Annotated in this window: 22 protein-coding genes; 10 read left to right on the top strand and 12 right to left on the bottom strand. The window is 66.6% G+C overall.

Annotation, left to right across the window (positions count from 1 at the left end; genetic code table 11):
* Positions 1 to 213 precede the first annotated feature (213 nt).
* Genes fliL through fliR form a run of 7 tightly spaced genes read left to right on the top strand, consistent with a single transcriptional unit; the run spans position 214 to position 4,528 of the window.
* On the top strand, positions 214 to 696 hold the full coding sequence (gene fliL, locus FHR96_RS06065) for a flagellar basal body-associated protein FliL (RefSeq protein ID WP_183386766.1): 483 nt from the start codon (positions 214 to 216) through the stop codon (positions 694 to 696).
* 19 nt (positions 697 to 715) lie between these two features.
* Entirely contained in the window at positions 716 to 1,759 is a 1,044-nt protein-coding gene (gene fliM / locus FHR96_RS06060; protein ID WP_183386765.1) for a flagellar motor switch protein FliM, read from the top strand.
* Positions 1,752 to 2,264 carry a flagellar motor switch protein FliN gene (fliN, locus tag FHR96_RS06055; protein ID WP_183386764.1) on the top strand — a complete coding sequence of 171 codons (513 nt, stop codon included), beginning with the start codon at positions 1,752 to 1,754 and terminating at the stop codon, positions 2,262 to 2,264. The genes fliM and fliN overlap by 8 nt, the downstream gene beginning before the upstream one ends.
* Positions 2,261 to 2,695, top strand: a complete 435-nt coding sequence (fliO, locus tag FHR96_RS06050; protein ID WP_183386763.1) for a flagellar biosynthetic protein FliO — start codon at positions 2,261 to 2,263, stop codon at positions 2,693 to 2,695. Before fliN ends, fliO begins: the two co-directional genes overlap by 4 nt.
* Positions 2,692 to 3,441, top strand: a complete 750-nt coding sequence (gene fliP / locus FHR96_RS06045) for a flagellar type III secretion system pore protein FliP (RefSeq protein ID WP_183386762.1) — start codon at positions 2,692 to 2,694, stop codon at positions 3,439 to 3,441. The genes fliO and fliP overlap by 4 nt, the downstream gene beginning before the upstream one ends.
* A 16-nt stretch (positions 3,442 to 3,457) precedes the next feature.
* Positions 3,458 to 3,727, top strand: coding sequence for a flagellar biosynthesis protein FliQ (gene fliQ, locus FHR96_RS06040; RefSeq protein WP_183386761.1), 270 nt, complete (start codon positions 3,458 to 3,460; stop codon positions 3,725 to 3,727).
* Positions 3,728 to 3,733: 6 nt separating this feature from the next.
* Positions 3,734 to 4,528 (top strand): flagellar biosynthetic protein FliR, encoded by a 795-nt coding sequence (fliR, locus tag FHR96_RS06035; protein WP_183386760.1) that lies wholly within the window; start codon positions 3,734 to 3,736, stop codon positions 4,526 to 4,528.
* Positions 4,529 to 4,687: 159 nt separating this feature from the next.
* Here fliR and flgL read toward each other — a convergent pair whose 3' ends face one another.
* The 11 genes from flgL to flgB form a co-directional block, all read right to left on the bottom strand.
* Positions 4,688 to 5,914, bottom strand: a complete 1,227-nt coding sequence (gene flgL / locus FHR96_RS06030; protein WP_183386759.1) for a flagellar hook-associated protein FlgL — start codon at positions 5,912 to 5,914, stop codon at positions 4,688 to 4,690.
* A gap of 18 nt (positions 5,915 to 5,932) precedes the next feature.
* A complete protein-coding gene (flgK, locus tag FHR96_RS06025; RefSeq protein WP_183386758.1) occupies positions 5,933 to 7,576 on the bottom strand; it encodes a flagellar hook-associated protein FlgK in 1,644 nt (547 codons plus the stop codon).
* A gap of 82 nt (positions 7,577 to 7,658) precedes the next feature.
* Entirely contained in the window at positions 7,659 to 8,678 is a 1,020-nt protein-coding gene (flgJ, locus tag FHR96_RS06020; RefSeq protein WP_183386757.1) for a flagellar assembly peptidoglycan hydrolase FlgJ, read from the bottom strand.
* Complete coding sequence (locus tag FHR96_RS06015) at positions 8,678 to 9,814, bottom strand: flagellar basal body P-ring protein FlgI (RefSeq protein ID WP_281378375.1); 1,137 nt, start codon at positions 9,812 to 9,814, stop codon at positions 8,678 to 8,680. Before FHR96_RS06015 ends, flgJ begins: the two co-directional genes overlap by 1 nt.
* Before the next feature lie 10 nt (positions 9,815 to 9,824).
* Complete coding sequence (locus tag FHR96_RS06010) at positions 9,825 to 10,508, bottom strand: flagellar basal body L-ring protein FlgH (protein ID WP_183386756.1); 684 nt, start codon at positions 10,506 to 10,508, stop codon at positions 9,825 to 9,827.
* A gap of 28 nt (positions 10,509 to 10,536) precedes the next feature.
* Positions 10,537 to 11,319 carry a flagellar basal-body rod protein FlgG gene (flgG, locus tag FHR96_RS06005; protein ID WP_183386755.1) on the bottom strand — a complete coding sequence of 261 codons (783 nt, stop codon included), beginning with the start codon at positions 11,317 to 11,319 and terminating at the stop codon, positions 10,537 to 10,539.
* Positions 11,320 to 11,345: 26 nt separating this feature from the next.
* Positions 11,346 to 12,101 (bottom strand): flagellar basal body rod protein FlgF, encoded by a 756-nt coding sequence (locus FHR96_RS06000; RefSeq protein WP_183386754.1) that lies wholly within the window; start codon positions 12,099 to 12,101, stop codon positions 11,346 to 11,348.
* Positions 12,102 to 12,117: 16 nt separating this feature from the next.
* Positions 12,118 to 13,419, bottom strand: a complete 1,302-nt coding sequence (gene flgE / locus FHR96_RS05995) for a flagellar hook protein FlgE (protein ID WP_183386753.1) — start codon at positions 13,417 to 13,419, stop codon at positions 12,118 to 12,120.
* Positions 13,420 to 13,490: 71 nt separating this feature from the next.
* Positions 13,491 to 14,195, bottom strand: a complete 705-nt coding sequence (flgD, locus tag FHR96_RS05990) for a flagellar hook assembly protein FlgD (protein ID WP_183386752.1) — start codon at positions 14,193 to 14,195, stop codon at positions 13,491 to 13,493.
* 4 nt (positions 14,196 to 14,199) lie between these two features.
* Positions 14,200 to 14,607: a flagellar basal body rod protein FlgC gene (gene flgC / locus FHR96_RS05985; protein ID WP_183386751.1), complete on the bottom strand. Its 408-nt coding sequence runs from the start codon at positions 14,605 to 14,607 to the stop codon at positions 14,200 to 14,202.
* A gap of 15 nt (positions 14,608 to 14,622) precedes the next feature.
* Complete coding sequence (gene flgB / locus FHR96_RS05980; protein WP_183386750.1) at positions 14,623 to 15,036, bottom strand: flagellar basal body rod protein FlgB; 414 nt, start codon at positions 15,034 to 15,036, stop codon at positions 14,623 to 14,625.
* Between the two features lie 162 nt (positions 15,037 to 15,198).
* On the opposite strand from flgB, the gene flgA reads away from it, so the two are divergent.
* The 3 genes from flgA (at position 15,199) to FHR96_RS05965 (ending at position 16,705) form a co-directional block, all read left to right on the top strand.
* Positions 15,199 to 15,873: a flagellar basal body P-ring formation chaperone FlgA gene (gene flgA, locus FHR96_RS05975; RefSeq protein WP_183386749.1), complete on the top strand. Its 675-nt coding sequence runs from the start codon at positions 15,199 to 15,201 to the stop codon at positions 15,871 to 15,873.
* 95 nt (positions 15,874 to 15,968) lie between these two features.
* The gene (gene flgM, locus FHR96_RS05970) at positions 15,969 to 16,259 is read left to right on the top strand and encodes a flagellar biosynthesis anti-sigma factor FlgM (RefSeq protein ID WP_343066340.1); all 291 of its coding nucleotides are present in this window, start codon (positions 15,969 to 15,971) and stop codon (positions 16,257 to 16,259) included.
* A complete protein-coding gene (locus FHR96_RS05965) occupies positions 16,256 to 16,705 on the top strand; it encodes a flagellar export chaperone FlgN (RefSeq protein WP_183386747.1) in 450 nt (149 codons plus the stop codon). Before flgM ends, FHR96_RS05965 begins: the two co-directional genes overlap by 4 nt.
* 31 nt (positions 16,706 to 16,736) lie before the next feature.
* Here FHR96_RS05965 and FHR96_RS05960 read toward each other — a convergent pair whose 3' ends face one another.
* Positions 16,737 to 18,467: an EAL domain-containing protein gene (locus FHR96_RS05960; protein ID WP_183386746.1), complete on the bottom strand. Its 1,731-nt coding sequence runs from the start codon at positions 18,465 to 18,467 to the stop codon at positions 16,737 to 16,739.
* Positions 18,468 to 18,635: the final 168 nt, after the last annotated feature.

Below are 18,635 nucleotides of genomic sequence, written 5' to 3'. Positions count from 1 at the left end.
CAGGCGAATAGCCCGCTATTTAACGCGTCCGATCGAATGACATTGGCCAAAAGCCCGGGTGTCGCAGCAGATCAGCGTTAAGTCCGACAGGCTGCACTCGACCCGCAAAATCCGGAGTTAGGCCCGTTCATCGGGCCTGTTCGAATCATCGTGACGGCCTCTCGGACGGCATAATCCACCGCTATCGGCAGATAGCTCAGCATAGGAAAGGCAATGGCGACGGCAACATCCAGTACGGGCTCTCGGAAACTGCTATGGCTGCTGGTGGTGCTGGTCGTGCTCGCCTCCTCGGCGGCGGCCGCGGCCCTGTTCATGGCCTTCAACCAGCAGGACGACGGGCAGGTCGCTGCCCAGCAGCCCTCGGCGCCTGCGTACCAGGAGCCGATCTTCGTGGAAATCGCGCCTTTCACCGTCAATCTGGCCGATGACGACTACGGGTCACGCCTGCTGTACGCGGGCATCTCGCTCAAGGTGCCCGACGAGCAGAGCCAGGCGCTGTTGACGGCGCACATGCCGGAGGTGCGCAGCCGCCTGCTGATGCTGTTGTCCGGCCAGCAGGCCGCGGATCTGGCCACGCCCGAAGACAAGCAGCGCCTCGCCGAACAGGTGAAGGCCACCCTCGAAGCCCCGATGAGCGAGACGCAGCCGGAGCTGGCCATCGAGGACGTGCTGTTCACCGAATTCATCGTGCAATAACCCCGGGGTCGCGACACCCATGTCCCAAGACGATCTGCTCTCCCAGGACGAGATCGACGCCCTGCTCAAGGGTGTCAGCGGGGATGACGAGCCCAGCGCCGGCAATGACGGCCAGCCCCAGGTGCGTCCCTTCGATCCGGCCTCCCAGCACCGGATCATTCGCGAGCGCCTGCATGCCCTGGACATGATCAACGAGCGCTTCGCCCGCTATTTCCGAATGGGGTTGTTCAACCTGATCCGGCGCAGCGCCGACATCACCGTGGACTCGGTGAAGTACCAGAGCTACAGCGATTTCTCGCGCAACGTGCCGGTGCCCACCAACATCAACATGATCGCCATGAAGCCGCTCAAGGGCTCGGCGCTGATCGTCTTTCCCCCCAGCCTGGTGTTCATGGTGGTGGACAACCTGTTCGGCGGCGACGGTCGTTTCCTGACCAAGTCCGAGGGCCGCGAGTTCACCAACACCGAGCAGCGCATCATCCAGCGCCTGCTGCAGCTGGCCATCGACGCCTACGGCGAATCCTGGAAGTCGGTCTATCCGCTGGAGATCAACTTCCTGCGCAGCGAGATGCAGTCGAAGTTCGCCAACATCACCAACTCGCCCAACGAGATCGTGGTCAACACCAGCTTCAACCTCGAGGTGGGCAACCTGGCCAGCAGCTTCCAGATCTGCATGCCCTACTCGATGATCGAGCCGCTGCGCGACCTGCTGACCAATCCGCTCAACGACGGTCATCAGGATCAGGACGGTACCTGGTCGAAGCGCATGGCCGGCGAGCTACGGCAGTCCGAGGTCGAGCTGGTGGCCAATTTCGCCGACATTCCCTCCCGCATCGCCCAGGTGCTGGCCCTCAAGACGGGCGATGTGCTGCCGCTGGAGCTGCCCGCGACGGTGAATGCCAGCGTGGACGGCGTGCCGGTGATGGAGTGCGAATACGGCAGCCAGCACGAGCAGCGGGCCCTGAGGGTGCTGCGCCTGTTCGACCATGCCGCAGGCCATGCGCCGTCCAGTGCCTTCGTCAGGGCGGCCCAGCCGAAACCCAAGGAAGCCAAGCATGACTGATCCCAACAAGCCCGACGATCGGAAACTCGACGACGAGTGGGCGGCCGCCATGTCCGAACAGGAGGGCGATGCGACCCCCAACGAGGACGAGGACCCCTGGGCGGCGGCCATGGCCGAACAGGCCGCCTCCGAATCGACCGAGGGCGACGAGGCAGCGGGCGAACAGGCTGACGACACGCCGGCGCAGCCGGCCGGCGAGAGCGTCTTCCGGCCGCTTCAGGACAGCCAGGGCAGCCCGGTGCCGCGCGATCTCGAGATGATCATGGACATCCCGGTCAAGCTGACCGTGGAGCTGGGCCGCACCAAGCTGACCATCAAGCAGCTGCTGGAGCTGGCACAGGGCTCGGTGATCGAGCTCGAGGGCCTGGCCGGCGAACCCATGGACATCCTGATCAACGGCTATCTGATCGCCCAGGGCGAGGTAGTGGTGGTGGATGACAAGTACGGTATCCGCATCACCGAGATCATCACGCCCTCCGAGCGGGTCCAGAAGCTGAACCGATGAGCGAGACCGCCTCCAGCGCAAGCGCCACCGTCGACGGCCTGGCCTCCGGCGGTGAAGCCCTGATGGGCATGGCCACCCTGGGCAAGACGGCCGCGGCACTGGCCCTGGTGCTGGTGGTGATCCTGGGCTGCAGCCTGCTGCTCAGGCGCCTCGGCGGTGCCAGCCGTGGCCAGGGACATCGCCCGCGGCTGATCGGCAGCACCGGCATTGGCCACCGCGAGCGAGTGGTGATCGTCGAGGTGGAGTCGACCTGGCTGGTGCTGGGCGTCGGCGGCGGCCAGGTCAACAAACTGCATGAGATGCCCGCCCCCGAGTCATCGGCGCCCGATGCCGAATCGCCGGTATCCCCGGACGACGGCTTCGCCACCCGCTTCGCCCAGGCGCTGCGCCATAACGCCGGCCTGGGTCGCAACGGCCGGGGGCGTTCATGACGCTCTCCCCCCGTCACGCCCGCTGGCTGGTCCTCGCGCTGCTGCTGTTGCCCGGCCTGGCGCTGGCCCAGCAGATCCCCGGCCTGATCAGCCAGCCCATGGAGGACGGCGGCCAGCGCTGGTCGCTGTCGCTGCAGACTTTGCTGCTGCTCAGCTCGCTGGCCTTCCTGCCGGCGGCGCTGCTGATGATGACCAGCTTCACCCGCATCATCATCGTGCTCAGCCTGCTGCGCACCGCCATGGGCACCCAGGCCACGCCGCCCAATCAGATCCTGCTGGGCCTGGCGCTGTTCCTGACCTTCTTCATCATGGCGCCGGTGTTCGGCGAGGTGTACGACCAGGCCTGGGTACCGCTGTCCAACGGCGACATCGCCTTCCCCGAGTTCCTGACCCAGGCCCAGGGCCCGTTCCGGGAATTCATGCTGGCCCAGACCCGAGAGCCCGACCTGGCGCTGTTCGCACGCCTGGCCGATATCGGCCCGCTCCAGGGGCCCGAGGACGTGCCGCTCAGGGTGCTGGTGCCTTCCTTCGTGACCAGCGAGCTGAAGACCGCCTTCCAGATCGGCTTCACCATCTTCATTCCCTTCCTGATCATCGACCTGGTGGTGGCCAGCACCCTGATGGGCCTGGGGATGATGATGGTACCGCCGATCACCATCTCGCTGCCCTTCAAGCTGATGCTGTTCGTACTGGTCGACGGCTGGCAGCTGATCATCGGCTCGCTGGCGGAAAGCTTCTACATGTGAGCGCCCGGAGACTGCCATGACCCCCGAGACGGTAATGACCATCGCCTACCAGGGCATGCGGGTGACACTGCTGCTGGCCGGCCCGCTGCTGCTGACCGCGCTGTTCACCGGCCTGCTGGTCAGCCTGTTCCAGGCCGCCACCCAGATCAACGAGATGACCCTGTCGTTCATCCCCAAGATCCTGGCGGTGTTCGCCGTACTGGTGCTTGCCGGCCCCTGGCTGCTGAACCTGATCACCACCTTCACCCGCGAGCTGTTCAGCAATATTCCCAACCTGGTGATGTAGCCGCCGATGGTCGAGATCACCTTCGCCCAGCTGCATGGCTGGCTGATCGCCTTCCTGTGGCCTTTCTGTCGCATCACCGGGCTGATGATGACCTCGCCGATCTGGGGACACTCCAGCGTGCCACGCCAGGCCAAGATCGGCTTGGCCGGCGCGCTTACGGTGGTGGTGGCGCCGGTGCTGCCGGCCATGCCGGAGGTTCCGCTGATGTCCTGGGCGGGATTCGGCATCATCGTCGAGCAGCTGCTGATCGGCGCCGCCATCGGGCTGGTGATGCGCGTGACCCTGGTCGTGGTCCAGGCCGCCGGGGAGTTCATCGGCCTGAAGATGGGGCTGGCCTTCGCCACCTTCTTCGATCCCTCGAGCGGCACCAACATGATGGTGCTGTCGAGAATCCTCTACATGATCACGCTGCTGATGTTCCTGGCCTTCAACGGCCATCTGGTGGTGATCGAGATCCTCGCCTCGAGCTTCCAGACCCTGCCCATTGGCCTGGGACGCTACGACCCCGCCGCCTTCGAGATGCTGGCCCGCTACGGCGGCACCATCTTCTCGTCGGGCATGCTGCTGGCGCTGCCGCTGGTGGCCGCGCTGATGATCATCAACCTGTCGCTGGGCATCCTCAATCGCTCGGCGCCTCAGTTGACCATCTTCAGCATCGGCTTCCCCGCACAGTTGACCATGGGCGTGGCATTGCTGATGGTGCTGATGACCGACCTGGACCGCTTCCTCGAGCGGCTGTTCGGCCAGGGGCTGGCCTTCCTGAGGGGCTTTATCGACACACTGGCTCCGCTGACCCACTGATCGGCCCGTCGCCCGTCGCCCGTCGCCCGTCGCCCGTCGCCCGTCGCCCGTCGCCCGTCGCCAGGATCATCGACACAAAAAAACCGCCCTGACGGGATGCGACAGGGCGGGACAAGGGGTCATGGCCGGGATAGACCATGACCGGCAGGGCTCGGGATATCAGAGGTACTGGAAAAGCGACATGCCCTTCATGTTGGCAAAGGTCTGCTGGGAGGCCTGCATGCCCACCTGGCGGAGGCTGTATTCGGAGATCGCCTCGGCATAGTCCAGGTCGACCAGGTCGGACAGGGTCTGCTCGTAGTTGAGGGTGCGGTTGCTGCTCACCCCGTCCACCACGTCCAGCTCGTTGAGTCGCGCGCCCATGGAGGCCCGCACGGTCAGGACATTGTCCAGGCTATTGTCCAGCTCGCGCATGGAGGTATCCAAGGTGTTGCGAAGGGCCGCCTTTTCGGCCGGCGTCCCGGCGGGAGATTCCAGCACGCCAAGCGCGCTCTCGAGCGTCGAGAACAGATCGGTGTTGCCCTGGTCGGCGGGATTGATCGCGATGCTGTCGCCGGCCGACGGCTCCCCGTCGAGCTCCATGACCAGCCCCCCGAACTCGACCCGCGTCGTCTCGCCATTCTCGGGGACATAGTTACCCGAGGCGACGGGGTTGCCGTCACTGTCCTCAACCTCATAGGTATAGCCTGAGGCGGCATCGCCATCGAAGCTGAGCGTGTAGGCCTCGTCGGTGGTGACGGCCTGGTCGTCGACGATCTGGGGTCCCTTGAAGGTAACGCTGCCGCCGTTGGCCGCATCGGCGGTGGCCACGTAGCCGGCGCCGCTGGGCACGCTCTGGAAGATCGCCTCGCCGCTGTCGCTGACTTTCATCAGCCGCGAGGCGTCGATGCGCTGCTCGCGAACCTGGCTGGCACCCACGTATCCGATTTGGCCGTCAGAGCCCTTGACGAAAGGCTCGCTGTCGTCGGAGTAGCCTCCAAACAGGTAGTTACCGTTGCCATCCGCAGCATTGGCCTGGCCGAACAGTGTCTCGTAGACGCCGCGCAGCTCGGAGGCGACCGACTGCCGGTCGGCATCGCTCAGGGTATCGCTGGAGGCCTGGATCAGCAGCGTCTTGGCACTGCTGATGGCGTCGCTGACGCTGTTGAGCACGCTCTCGGACTGGGACAGCGAATTGCGGGCGCTGACTCGAGAGTCGGTGTACTGCTGGGTAATGGCCTTGGCCTGATCCACGCCCACGGCGCGAGAAGCCGCCTGGGGATCATCGGAAGGATTGACCACGCGACGCCCGCTGGAGAGCTGCTGGCTAACCTTGAGAAAATCCGACTGCTGCTGGTTGAGCGAGCCGACGCTCTGCTCATACATGGTGACGGTGCTGATGCGCATCTCTCGAGGCTCCCTCTATCAAGTGCCCAGGCCAAGCACGGTATCGATGACCGTGCGCCCGACGTCGATGACCTTGGCATTGGCCTGGTAGAACTGCTGGTAGCGGATCAGGTTGGCCGCCTCCTCGTCCAGGTTGACGCCGGATTCGGACTGCTGGGCGGCCCGTAGCTGTTCGCTGAGCCCCTGCTGCGCGTCGAGGTTGACCTGGACGATATTGGTCCGGTTGCCGACGTCGCTGACCATCGAGGCATAGGCCTCGCTGAGCGACGCCGAGCCACCGACAACGCTCTCCTGCTGCAGATCCTGCAGGGCCAGGGCATTCTCGTTGTTGCCGGCCTCTCCGCCGGCTCCCGCCGCGGCAATCTTGTCGGTGTCGGCGATGGCCGTCCTCAGGTCGGCCGCCGCATGGCGTACCGGCTGGACCACGAAGCGGTCGTTGCCGGCCAGCTGGGTGGCATCGTCAAACGTCAGGGTGACGCCGCCGAAGCTGAGCTCTCCGCTGTCATATTCGACGTCGGCGACATCCAGCGCCTGCCCGGTGTCCTGGCGAATCACCTCGAAGGAGGGTGCCGCGGCATCGGTGACGCGCACCGTGTAGTCGGTGGCCTTCAACTGATCGATGTTATCGGCATCGAAGGCGATGGCATCCACCTGGGCACTGCCGCCATTGCCCTCCACGCCGAAGGCCCGGGGCTCTCCGATGGAGAAGAGATCGCCACCCTGTTCGCCGTCCAGGTCGATGCCGTTGGCATGCTGCTGGTTGATCGCCACGGCCAGCGACACGGCCATCTGGCCGATCTGGTTCTGGGCCTTGTCCAGGGTTTCGGCACGGAACCCCATCAGGCCGCCGAGCGAACCGCCGCTGATGGTATCTTCGTCCAGGGCAATGACGTTGCCGCCGGAATCCGGGTAACCGACCACCATTCGCTGGGGATCCTCGGGCGATTCCATGACCTTCAGGTCGACGCTGCGATCACCCAGCACCAGCGGCTGGCCGTTGGGCAGGCTGACGTTGTAGGACGAGCCATCCTGCACGTTGAGCCGCAGGTCCATGCGCTCGCTGAGCTCGTGAACCAACTGGTCGCGCTGGTTAAGCAAGGCATTGGGCGCCTCGCCCTGCTTGGCCCGAGCCAGGGCGATCTCGCGGTTGATGCCGGCCAACTGCTCGGTGGTGTTGTTGATCTGGGTGACTTCATCCCTGATCTGGCCGTTGATCCCTTCCTGCATGTCCTGCAGATAGCCGTCGAAGGAACGGAACTGGGCGCTCAGCGTGTCTGCCGACCCCAGCACCCCCTGGCGGGCCGCCGGATCGGCCGGGGCGCTGGCCAGGTCTTCCATGGAGGAGAAGAAGTCCTGCATCAGCGGCGACAGGCCGGCATCGCGATCGGCCAGCAGGCTGTCGATCTGCTCCACCTGGCCAGCGTAGGTCTCCAGGGCGCTGGTCTTGCTGGTCGCCGAGTTGAGCTGGTCGGCGATATAGCGATTGAACTGGCGCTGGATATCGTTGACCTGGACACCGCCATTGCCGGTGCTGCTCTCGCCGAGCATGGTCACTTCGCGGTTGTAGCCCGGCGTGAAGATGTTGCTGATGTTGTTGCTGGTGGTGGCCAGGGCGTTCTGGGCGGCGTTGAGGCCGCTGAGGCCCGTGGAGAAGATGCTCATGACGGTATTCCCTTATGCCGATTATCAGGCTATCGGCCACGCCGGGCCGAACTTGAGGCCATCGCCCCGACGAATCCCTCGCTCAGGGCGTAGTGGCCCGAGCCAGCATGTCGCCCCCGGCCAGCGGCCCCAGGGTATCCATCACCGCGATCAGCTTGTCGGCGTAGGCCGGGTCGGTGGCGTAGCCGCCGCGCTGCAAGGCACGCGCCGCCTGATCGGGCGTCGCCGCCGCCGTGACGCCGGCATAGCGCGGGTTGTCGCCGATCAGCCGGGCGTAGTCGGTGAAGGCCTCCTCGAAGGAGCCGTAGACGCGGAAGCGGTCGCGCACCGCCTGGCGCCGGCCGTCGATGACCTCGTGGGTCAGGATCTCGGTGGTCTCGCCCTGCCAGCGGCTGCCGGCCTTGATGCCGAACAGGTTATGGCTGTTGCCGCCGTCGGCCGTGGCGATCTCGCGACGCCCCCAGCCGGTCTCCAGCGCCGCCTGGGCGAGGATCAGTTCGGCCGGCACGCCGGAGGCCCGGCTGGCCTCATGGGCCGGGGCGGAGAGCCGCGACACGAAGGCCTGGACATGATCCGGGCGCGATACGTCGACGGGCGCGACCGTCTCCGACGCTGCATCGGCGGCCACTGTCTGGAGCGCGTCCAGGAAGCCGGCCTCGGCGGCAGCCTCGTCCGGTGCCTCCGCGCCGGCATCCGGGCGCAGGGCATCCGTCAGCGGACGCGGCGTGCCGCGCGGGATACCGGCGATCAGCGCCTCGATATCCTGACCGCCGCCCGAGGGCTGGCGCTCGCCAAGCGATCCCTGGAGCTGCGAGACCAGCTGATCGGCCAGCCCCACGCCGCGTTCGGCGACGGTCTGCGACCACTGCTTGTCGAGCAGCTCCTGATAAAAGTCGCCCTGGCGGCTGTCGAGCAGCCCCGATGAGGGCACGGCATCGCGCATGCTCTTCATCATCATCTGCACGAACAGCGCCTCGAACTGCTTGGCCGCGCCCTCGAGCCCCTGGCCAGGCGCTCTGCTAGCGGTGTGCTTGAGGCGCTCGAGGCTCTGGATATCCAGGGCGAACTGGCCGCTCATGCCTCCAGGAGTGTCCAGGCTCATCAGATGATCTCCAGCTCGGCGCGCAGCGAGCCCGCTTCCTTGAGGGCCTCGAGGATCGACATCAGGTCATTCGGGGTGGCGCCCAGCGAATTGAGCGCATCCACCACTTCGAGCAGGTCGGCGCCTTCGACGACCTTGAGGGTGCCCGGCTGCTGCTGGATGCTGACCTGGGTGTCCTGCACCACCACGGTGTCGCCGTCGGTGAAGGGATTGGGCTGGCTGACGCCGAAACTGCTGTCGATGACGATCGACAGGTTGCCCTGTGCCACCGCCGCCCGATGCAGGGTCACCTGGCCATTGAGCACGATGGAACCGGTGCGCGAGTTGAGCACCACCTTGGCGGGCTCCTCGGTGGGCGTGACCTGGACGTTTTCGATGCGCGCCATGAAATTGACTCGGGCGTTGGCGTCACGGGGGCCGTCGAGGGTGATGACCCGGGCGTTGCGCGCCGAGGCCACCACGCGACCAAACTCCTGGTTGATGGCGCTGACGGCGCGCTGGGCGGTGCCGAAATCGTCGGTCTGCAGCTGCAGCTCGAGCAGCCCACCTTTGGCGCCCAGGTCGAGGGGCACGCCGCGCTCGACGGTGGCGCCATTGGCGATCCGCCCGCCGCTCTGCTGGTTGACCTGCACGCTGGAACCGCCGCCCGACGCGCTGGCACCGGCCACCAGCAGGTTGCCCTGGGCCAGCGCATAGGTCGCGCCGTCGGCCCCCTTGAGCGGGGTCATCAGCAGGGTGCCGCCGCGCAGGCTGTCGGCGTTGCCCACCGAGGACACCACCACGTCGAGGTTCTGGCCCGGCCGGGCGAAGGGCGGCATCTCGGCGGTGACCATCACCGCCGCCACGTTGCGCAGCTGCATGTTGGTGCCGGGCGGCACGGTGATGCCCAGCTGGGACAGCATGTTGGTCAGGCTCTGGCCGGTGAAGGGCGCCTGGGTGGTGCGGTCGCCGGTGCCGTCGAGCCCGACCACCAGGCCATAGCCGACCAGGGCGTTGTCGCGCACGCCGGCGAAGCTGGCCATGTCACGCAGCCGTTCGGCCTGGGCCGGCAAGGCGACCAGGGCCAACAGGAACAGCGCCAGCCCACGGGCCAGCCAGGAAAATGCGCCGCGCGCGCGTCGGGTGCCGGTCATCATGCCACTCACCTCAGAAGGGCGAAACGTTGAGGAAGAACCGCTGCAGCCAGCCCATGTGCTGCGCCTCGTTGATATAGCCGTCGCCGACGTACTCGATGCGCGCATCGGCCACCGAGGTGGAAGGCACGGTGTTCTCGCCGGTGATGTCTCGCGGATTGACGACCCCGCCGAAGCGGATGAACTCGGTGCCCTGGTTGATGGCGATCTGCTTCTCGCCGCGCACCCGCAGATTGCCGTTGCCCATTACGTCCACCACGGTCACCGTGATGGTGCCGGTAAAGGAGTTGTTGGCCTGCGAGCCGCCTCCGCCCTCGAAGTCGCTCTGGCCGGAGACGTCGAACCCATACTCGGCCAGGGTGTCGAGGGCATCCGGCAACTGGGCGAGCTCCAGGCTGGAGGAGCCGTTGCGATCGGCATTGGACTGGGAGTTCTTGCTGGCGCTGACCTGCTCGTCCAGCACGATGGTCAGGATGTCGCCCCGCATGCGCGGACGGCGGTCCTCGAACAGCGGCTGATAGCCGCTGCGGGGCTGGTAGATGGCGCCGTTGGCACGGGCCATCGGCCGCTCGGGAATGTCGATCCTCTCCTGCTCGCCGACCACCGAGGCATGGGGAATCTGCGCGCAGCCTCCCAGCACCACCAGTGCGCCCACCAGCAGCCAGCGCCATGTCCTGGCCAGGCTCGCCCCACTCATGCCATCACTCTCCGGTCCATCATCGTGTTCACAGCTGGGCCAGGCGCGCCAGCATCTCGTCGCTGGTCTTCACGGCCTTGCTGTTGATCTCGTAGGCGCGCTGGGTCTGGATCATGCTGACCATTTCCTTGACCACGTTGACGTTGGAGGTCTCGACGTAGTTCTGCAGCACCGTTCCGGTACCGTTCATGCCCGGGATGTCCTCATTGCGCGGCCCGGAGGACGTCGTCTCGGCATACAGGTTGCCGCCCAGGCTCTCAAGGCCAGCGGGGTTGACGAAGCTCGAGAGGGTAATCTGCCCGACCTCCTGCTGTTCGCTGTCGCCCGGCACCTTCACCGACACGATGCCGTCCTCGCCGATATGCACCGAGAGGGCGTTGCGCGGGATGATGATTGCCGGCTCCATCGGATAGCCGTTGGCGGTGACCATCTGGCCGTTGGCGTCGAGCTGGAAGCTGCCGTCGCGGGTATAGGAGGTGGTGCCGTCCGGCATCAGCACCTGGAAGAAGCCCTTGCCCTCGATCGCCAGATCGCGGCTGTTGCCGGTCTCCTCGAGCCCGCCCTGGGTATGCAGCCGCTCGGTGGCCACCGGGCGCACCCCGGTGCCGACCTGCATGCCCGACGGCAGCCGGTCCTGGGCATTGTTCTGGGCGCCGGGCTGGCGCAGGTTCTGGTACAGCAGATCCTCGAACACCGCCCGGGACTGCTTGAAGCCGTTGGTGTTGACGTTGGCCAGGTTGTTGGAAATGACGTCCAGCTGCGTCTGCTGGGATTCCAGCCCGGTCTTGGCCGTCCATAGTGACTTGATCATCGGAAATTCCTCGTGTTGGCGACGGCTCAGTTCATGGACAGCAGGCGATCGGCCCGCTGCGCATTCTCGTCGACGGTGCTCATGACCTTGGTCTGCATCTCGTAGCGACGCGCCACGTCGATCATCGACACCATGGCGTCCACCGGGTTGACGTTGCTGCCCTCCAGGGCCCCGCTGACGAGCGTCGCGTCCTCATCGGCGGGCAGTGCGCCGGGAACGCCATCCTGATTGACGGGGCCACGGAACAGGCCATCCTCGCCGCGCGTGAGCCCCCCTTCGCCAGGCGTGACCAGCTTGAGGCGACCCACCGTGACCAGGCCATCGGCATTCTGCCCAGGCGCGATGGCGCTGAGCGTGCCGTCGCTGCCCATCGACAGCTCGGCGCCCAGCGGCACCTGGATGGGGCCGCCTTCGCCGATCACCGGACGACCGGCGCTGCGCAGCAGGCCGTCCCCGTCGACCTGGAGATCGCCGCGACGGGTATAGGCCTCGCTGCCGTCGGGGGCCTGGACGGCGAGCCAGGCATCGCCCTGCATCGCCACGTCCAGGGTTCGACCGGTGCGATTCATGGGGCCCGGCGAGAAGTCGGCGCCGGGCGTGGTGGCGGCGACCGAGGCCCGGGTGTCCAGGCGCCCGTCGCCCTGCACCGGCACCGCGCGCATGGCCTGCAGCTGGGCGCGGAAGCCGCTGGTGGAGGCGTTGGCCAGGTTGTGGCTGACCACCGCCTGCTGCTCCATGCTCTGCCGCGCGCCGCTCATGGCGGTATAGAGAATGCGATCCATGCGTCAGCTCCCGGGCTTAGCGGCTCAGGTTGATGGCGGCCTGCAGGACCTCGTCCTGGGTCGAGATGGTCTGGGAATTGGCCTGGTAGGCGCGCTGGGTGACGATCATGTCCACCAGCTGCTTGGCCAGATCCACGTTGGAAGTCTCGATGGCACCGGAGTTGATAGACCCCAGCATGCCAGTGCCTGCCTCGCCCACCAGCTCCTGTCCGGAAACACCGGTCGCCTTCCAGGCGTTATCGCCCACCGCCTCGAGCCCTTCCGGATTGCGGAAGTTGGCCAGCACGATCTGCCCCGCCGCCATCGACTGCTCGTTGGTGTAGTTGCGCATCACGGTGCCATCGTCTTCGATGGTGATGCCCACCAGGGCACCCGAGGTATAGCCATCCTGGGTCAGGGATGTATTGGTGGAGTCGTTGGAAAACTGGGTGGTACCCGCCAGGTCGAAATCGAAGTTCAGGTTGTCCGCCCCTGTCGCGATCTGGGCAGAGCCATCGTTGGCGTTGGCATAGGCCAGGTTGATCGGGGTGTCGTCAGCCAGGGTGCCATCGGCATTGAAGGTCAGGGTTCCCTGCGCTTGGACCGCACCAGCGGCATCGACGCTACCGGCCACGCCATTGATGGCCGTCGTGACGTCCCAGGTATTCGCCCCGGTCTTGGTAAAATAGGCGGTGACGTTATGCGCAGTGCCCAGGGAGTCGTAGACGGTATAGGAGTTGGAGTAGTGATAGCTCACTTCTGCCGAGGTGCCCTGCGTCGCATCCGTGAAGACCTGGGCCGTGTTCAGCTTACTGGCATCCGTCTCGTCGATGCTCGCATCGAGGTTATAGACCGCCTGGACGCCCGGGTTGTCACCGGTGCTGGTGCCGGTCGCCAGGGCCGGCATGTCCGCGGACGGCACGTTCAGAGGCACCGGCTGGCCACCGGTCACCACCTGAGAGAAGGGATCGTTGGCATCGCTCAGCCCATAGCCCATGATCCGCGCGCCCTGGGCATTCTCCAGAAAGCCGTCGGCGGTCATGCTCAGCTGGCCGTTACGCGAGTAGACCACCTCGCCTTCCTGCTGGAAGCGATAGAAGCCCTCGCCGCTGATCGCCAGGTCGAGGTTGCGCCCGGTGTTCTCGATGTTGCCGTCGCCGAAGTCCTGCAGGACGTTGGCGACCTTGGTACCCAGGCCGGTGCTGCCGGCGAAGACGTCGGCGAACTGGACGCTGGAGCCCTTGTAGCCCACGGTCTGGGAGTTGGCGATGTTGTTGCCCAGCACGTCGAGGCTGGAGGAGGCGGCATTCAGGCCGCTGAGCGCTTGTGAGAAACCCATGTCGTTATCCCTGCGTTATCGCATCATGAAATGTGGTGAGCCGACCCGCCCATCGAACCGGCCCCGGCGCATCACAGAATCTGCTTGATATCGGCGAGCCCCACCTGGCCATAGACGACGCCGAGGTCGAGCTGCACCTCACCGCCCTCGGTGGGCGGCGTGACACGGTTGACCACGGCATAGTTGAGGGCGTCGACCGTCACCGGCTTGTCGTCTCGGGTCGCCTCGACGCGGAACTGGTAGGCGCCATCGGCCGCGGTCTCGCCGCCGCTGGTCTGGCCATCCCAGTTGAAGGACTGCACGCCGGCATCCTGGGCACCCAATTCATAGCGGTTGATGACCTCACCGGTGCCGTTGGTGACCGTTACGGTGACGTCATCGGCCGGGGCCGAGAGCTCGATGCCCAGCGGGGTAGTGGTCACATCGCCCTCATCGCTCTTGTCGAGCAGCACGCGATTGCCGGGCACCAGCACCCCCTGGCCGATCAGGCTGGTGGCCTGGAGCGTCTGGCCGGCATCGATCTGGTCCGTGATCGCCGACAGGGACTCGTTGAGCTCCTCGATACCGCTGACGGTATTGATCTGGGCCAGCTGCGAGGTCATCTCCTCGTTCTTCATCGGGCTCAGCGGATCCTGGTTCTGCAGCTGCGTCACCAGCATCGTCATGAAGTTGTTGCGCAGCTCGTCCGACTGGCCGGCGCTCAGCGCGGCGCCGGAAGCGCCCTTGGCGCCGCTATTGAGCGCGTTCAGCACGCCGGAATCGATGGTCGTCGCCATGGGATCAGCCCTCGCCCAGGGTCAGGGTCTTGAGCATCAACTGCTTGTTGGTGTTCATGACCTCGACGTTGGCCTGATAGGAACGGGAAGCGGAGATCATGTTGGCCATCTCCGCCACGGGATCGACGTTGGGCATGTTCACGTAACCCTGCTCGTCGGCCAGCGGATGCTCGGGGCGGTACTCCTTGCGAAGCGCCGACGGGTCCTCGACCACCTCGCGAACCCCGACGCCGCCGATACCGTCGCGGGAGGCGGCACGGCTCTCGAACATCACCTGCTTGGCGCGATAGGCCTCGCCGTCGGGGCCGGCCACGCTATCGGCGTTGGCCAGGTTGCTGGCGGTGACGTTCATGCGTTGCGACTGGGCGCTCATCGCCGAGCCGGAGATATCGAACACGGAAAACATCGACATGGATCCGCTCCTGGCTTATTCGGGTTGCATGGCCTTCTTGAGGCCCTGGATACGACTGGTGAGGAAATTCAGCGACGCCTGGTAGCGCACCGAATTGTCCGCGAAGGCAACGCGTTCGCGATCCATGTCGACGGTATTGCCGTCGAGGCTCGGCTGTTCCGGTACCCGGTAAAGCAGCTCCCGGTCCGGCGCGGTCGGAGCCTGGCCGGCCAGATGGCCGGCATCGGTGCGGGACAGGTGCAGCCCTCCCGATGCGCCCTGGCCGTGGCGGACCGCCTTGGCGAGCTCACCGGCAAAATCCATGTCGCGGGCCTTGTAGCCGGGGGTATCGGCGTTGGCGATGTTGCTGGCCAGGACCTTCTGGCGTTCGTGCCGCAGGCTCAGGGCCTGCTGCTGGAAGTTGAAGGCGGCTTCGAGCTGGTCGATCATCCGGTGCGCTCCGGAAAAGGAAATTCGTCGACGTTGGAGAATAGCCAGGGTGGTGTCATCCCAAAGGACCGAACAGCCGACGATAGGTCGGCCATTTCACCGCCTTCCCATCGGGCGCGGGCGCTAGACTGCAGCGAGGAACCCAAACCGCCGAGCGAGCCCATGTCCCGATCGCTGCTGCTTGCCTTGCTGCTGATACTGGTCGTGCCCCAAGGCCAGGCCGCCGATACGGCCATGCTCGAGCGAGTGCGTGCCTTTCTGGAAACCGAGGCCGCACCGCTGGGCGACGAGGTGCAGGTGACGCTCTACCCCCCCGCCGCCCAGTTTCCGACCTGCCGGCAGCCGGCGCCCTTCCTGCCAGACGCCTCGCGGCCTCCGCTCGGTCGACTCTCGGTAGGAGTGCATTGCGGGGAGGAAGGACGCCGGACGCGCTACCTGCAGGCCGAGGTGGCCGTGATCGGCCGCTACCTGGAAACCGCACGGCAGATCGCCGCCGGCGAGCGGCTCACCCGCGATGACCTTGTGGAACGCCGCGGCGAGCTCAATCGCCTGCCCCGACAGGCACTGCGCGAAGCGGAGCAGATCATCGGCCAGGTGACCCGGCGACCGCTGGCCGCGGGGCGAGTGATCCAGGCCCATCAGCTGCAGGCCCCGCGGCTGGTGCACCGCGGCGACCGGGTCACCCTGGTGGCCGGCGGGCAGGGCTTTCGCGTCACGCGCCAGGCCGAAGCCCTTTCGCCGGGCGGGCGCGGCGAACGCATCCGGGTACGCCTGGACGATCGCCGCATCCTCGAGGCGAGGGTCATTGGCCCACGCCGGCTCGCCGTGGACGGCTAGGACGTCAGGCTGGAAGTCGGCCCCGCCGGGGGATTAAAGTTATGCCTCCATCCGCCGATAGCTCGGGTAACGCACCGCTCACGAGGCTATTCACCGTGAAAGTCGACAATCATCACCCCCTGCGCCCCGGACAGGTCGAGCCACGCGACCCGGCCCGCAAGTCCCAGGAAGCGCCGACGGCGGGCCAGGACGCGCCGGAATCGGCGACCATGACGCACCTTCGCCAGGCCGGCACCGACGCCAGCCGCGATATCGATACCGCGCGGGTTGCCGAGCTGCGCGAGGCCATTCGCGAGGGACACCTGGAGATCAATCCGGAACGCATTGCCGACGGCCTGATCGCCAGCGTCCAGGACCTGTTGGCCGATGGAGGCGACACCGAGTGAGCCTGCAACGCCTGCTCGACGACCAGGTCAGCCGCCTGAACGACCTGAGCGGCCTGCTCGAGGATGAGCAGGCACTGCTGGTCGCCGGCGACATCGATGGCCGGCGACTCAACGAACTGGCCGCCGACAAGGCCGGCCTCCAGCAGGCGCTGGAAGACACCGAGACGCTACGCGCTCGGGTCCAGCGCCAGCTGGGCTATTCCGAAGGCGTCGAGGGCGCGCGCCGGGCGGCCGAGGATGCGGGCTGTCACGAGAGGTGGCATGCCATGCTGGACAAGGCCCGGCACATTGCGCGTCTCAACGAGCGCAACGGGCGCCTGCTCGAGCTACGCATGCGCCACAACCAGCAGATGCTCGACTACATTCACCGCCTCGCCGATCCCGACGTCTACGCCGCCGACGGCCGTACCGGCCTCCAGCCACGGCGCCTCGACGCCCGCGCCTGACCAGGGCTCCCCAAGCAAGCCCCGAGCCTGATCAACCAGAGACGGCGCGGGCCGCCCACCAGGCTTCCAGCGCTTCTGCCGATTGCGGCGCTCCCAACAGGCGCCCCTGAGCCAGGGTCACCCCCAGCCGACGCGCCGCCTCCAACTGAGGCGCCGTCTCGACACCGACCAGCACGCTCTCCAGGCACAGCACCTCGAGGCAGCGCAGCAGCGCCTCGAGGGCGTTTCCCGCTTCGAGAGCATCGAAGGAATCCAGCAGCACCGGGCTCAGCTTGACCCGGGACACCGGCAGGCTCGTCAGGTTGAGCAAGTCCAGGGGCCCCGTGCCGATATCGTTGACCGCGAGCCCGACGCCCAGCCGTTGCAGCCGGCGCAGCAGGTGCGCCTGGGGCCCGGCGCGATCGATCAGCCCCTGCTGGGCCAGTTCGAGGCACAGCCATCCTGGCTCGAGGCCCTGCTGTCGAAGGAAGACATCCAGCGGGCGCCGGTCGAACACCGCCTGGTCGAGCAGGTCGACATGGGCATTGACCGCCACACCGAGCTCGGCCAGTCGCGAGCCGGCAGCCCGCCAGGCGGTCCGCTGGGCGATCGCCTCGGTGATGACCCAGCGGTCCAGGCGTACCTGCTGGCCAAGCTCGGCCACCGTCGGCAGGAAGTGCTCGGGCGTCAGCAGGCCGTCGCGCGGATGGCGCCAACGCACCAGGGCCTCCAGGCCCACGCAGCGGCCACTGCGCAGCTCGAGCTGGGGCTGGAAGAGCAGCTGGAAATGCGCCTCGGGCTCCAGCAGCGCCGCCTGAAGCTGCTGGCGAAAATTCAGCGACGCGGCAAGGCGCCGTCGCAGGCCATCGTCGAAGAAGGCATATCGCGACGGGCCGGCACGCCTCAAGGCCGATTCGGCGCTGGCCAACAGCTGTTCCGGCGTTTCGCCGTCCTCGGGATGGATCGCGATGCCGATGGATAGGCTAGGCAGGAGCGCCCGCTCGTCGACCAGCACCGGGGCTTCCATCGCTTCGAGGCAGCGCAGCGCCGCGGTCTGCAGTCCTTCGGGCGACAGCGGCGGCTCGATCAGCACCCCCCAGCAGCCGGGCGCCAGCTTGGCGAGGCTGTCCTCGCGTCGCAGCGTGTGAGCCAGGCGCCGCCCGACGCGCCCGCCCAGCTCGTCGTCATCCGCAGCGTCCGGGGCCGCTGGACGTGCCAGGCGCAACATCAGCAGGCCGACCTGCCCCTGCAATCGGTCGGCACGCTCCAGGGCATGGCGCAGGCGATCCTCGAATCGCCAGACGCTGGCCAGGTATGGGGCCGTCTCCGGCGCCGCCGCGACCTCAGGGGCCTCCAGGGGGTCGATAACGCTCAACAGACGCAGGGCATCCCCCGTTTCGGGCTCGACCGCTGATACGGACACCAGCACCAACCGCCCCGGCTCCCGGTCTGCCCCCTGACTCGCAGCCCCCTGACTCGCGAGACGCACCTGTTGCCATCCCCCTTCAAGTGACGCCAGGACATCACGCTGGAAGGCCAGAAAGCCGGGACAGTCGAACCACTCCTCGATCGAGTGCCCTTCCAGGGCCTCATCATGCCGGTCGAGCAAGCGCCGAAATCCCGCACTGGCCCAGCGGATCAGGCCCTGGCCATCCACCAGTACCAGCCCCACCGGGGCGTGCTCGACGGCGAGCCGCGACAGTACCGCAGGCAAATAGCGCACCGCCGACGCCGGCGGCCGTTCGTCCTGGTTGCCTGGTGGTTCCCTGCCGCTGCCCGTCATCGCTGCCGCCTCGAAGCGTCTGTGCCTGAACTCCGGATGTCGGCCGGGCCAGGACATTCTTGAGTGCGAACCGCACAGCAGCTCACCCTTTCTGCCCACGGAATCGTGCGGCGCGGCCAAGCAGCGGATCGGTTCTCTCATGCACAGTGTATCAGGCGATCTAATTCT

Origin of the sequence: Halomonas organivorans (assembly GCF_014192055.1) — a bacterium.
GTDB classification, from domain to species: Bacteria; Pseudomonadota; Gammaproteobacteria; order Pseudomonadales; family Halomonadaceae; genus Halomonas; species Halomonas organivorans.
Note: the sequence above shows the minus strand (reverse complement) of the source record. Positions and strands in the feature narration are given on the sequence as shown.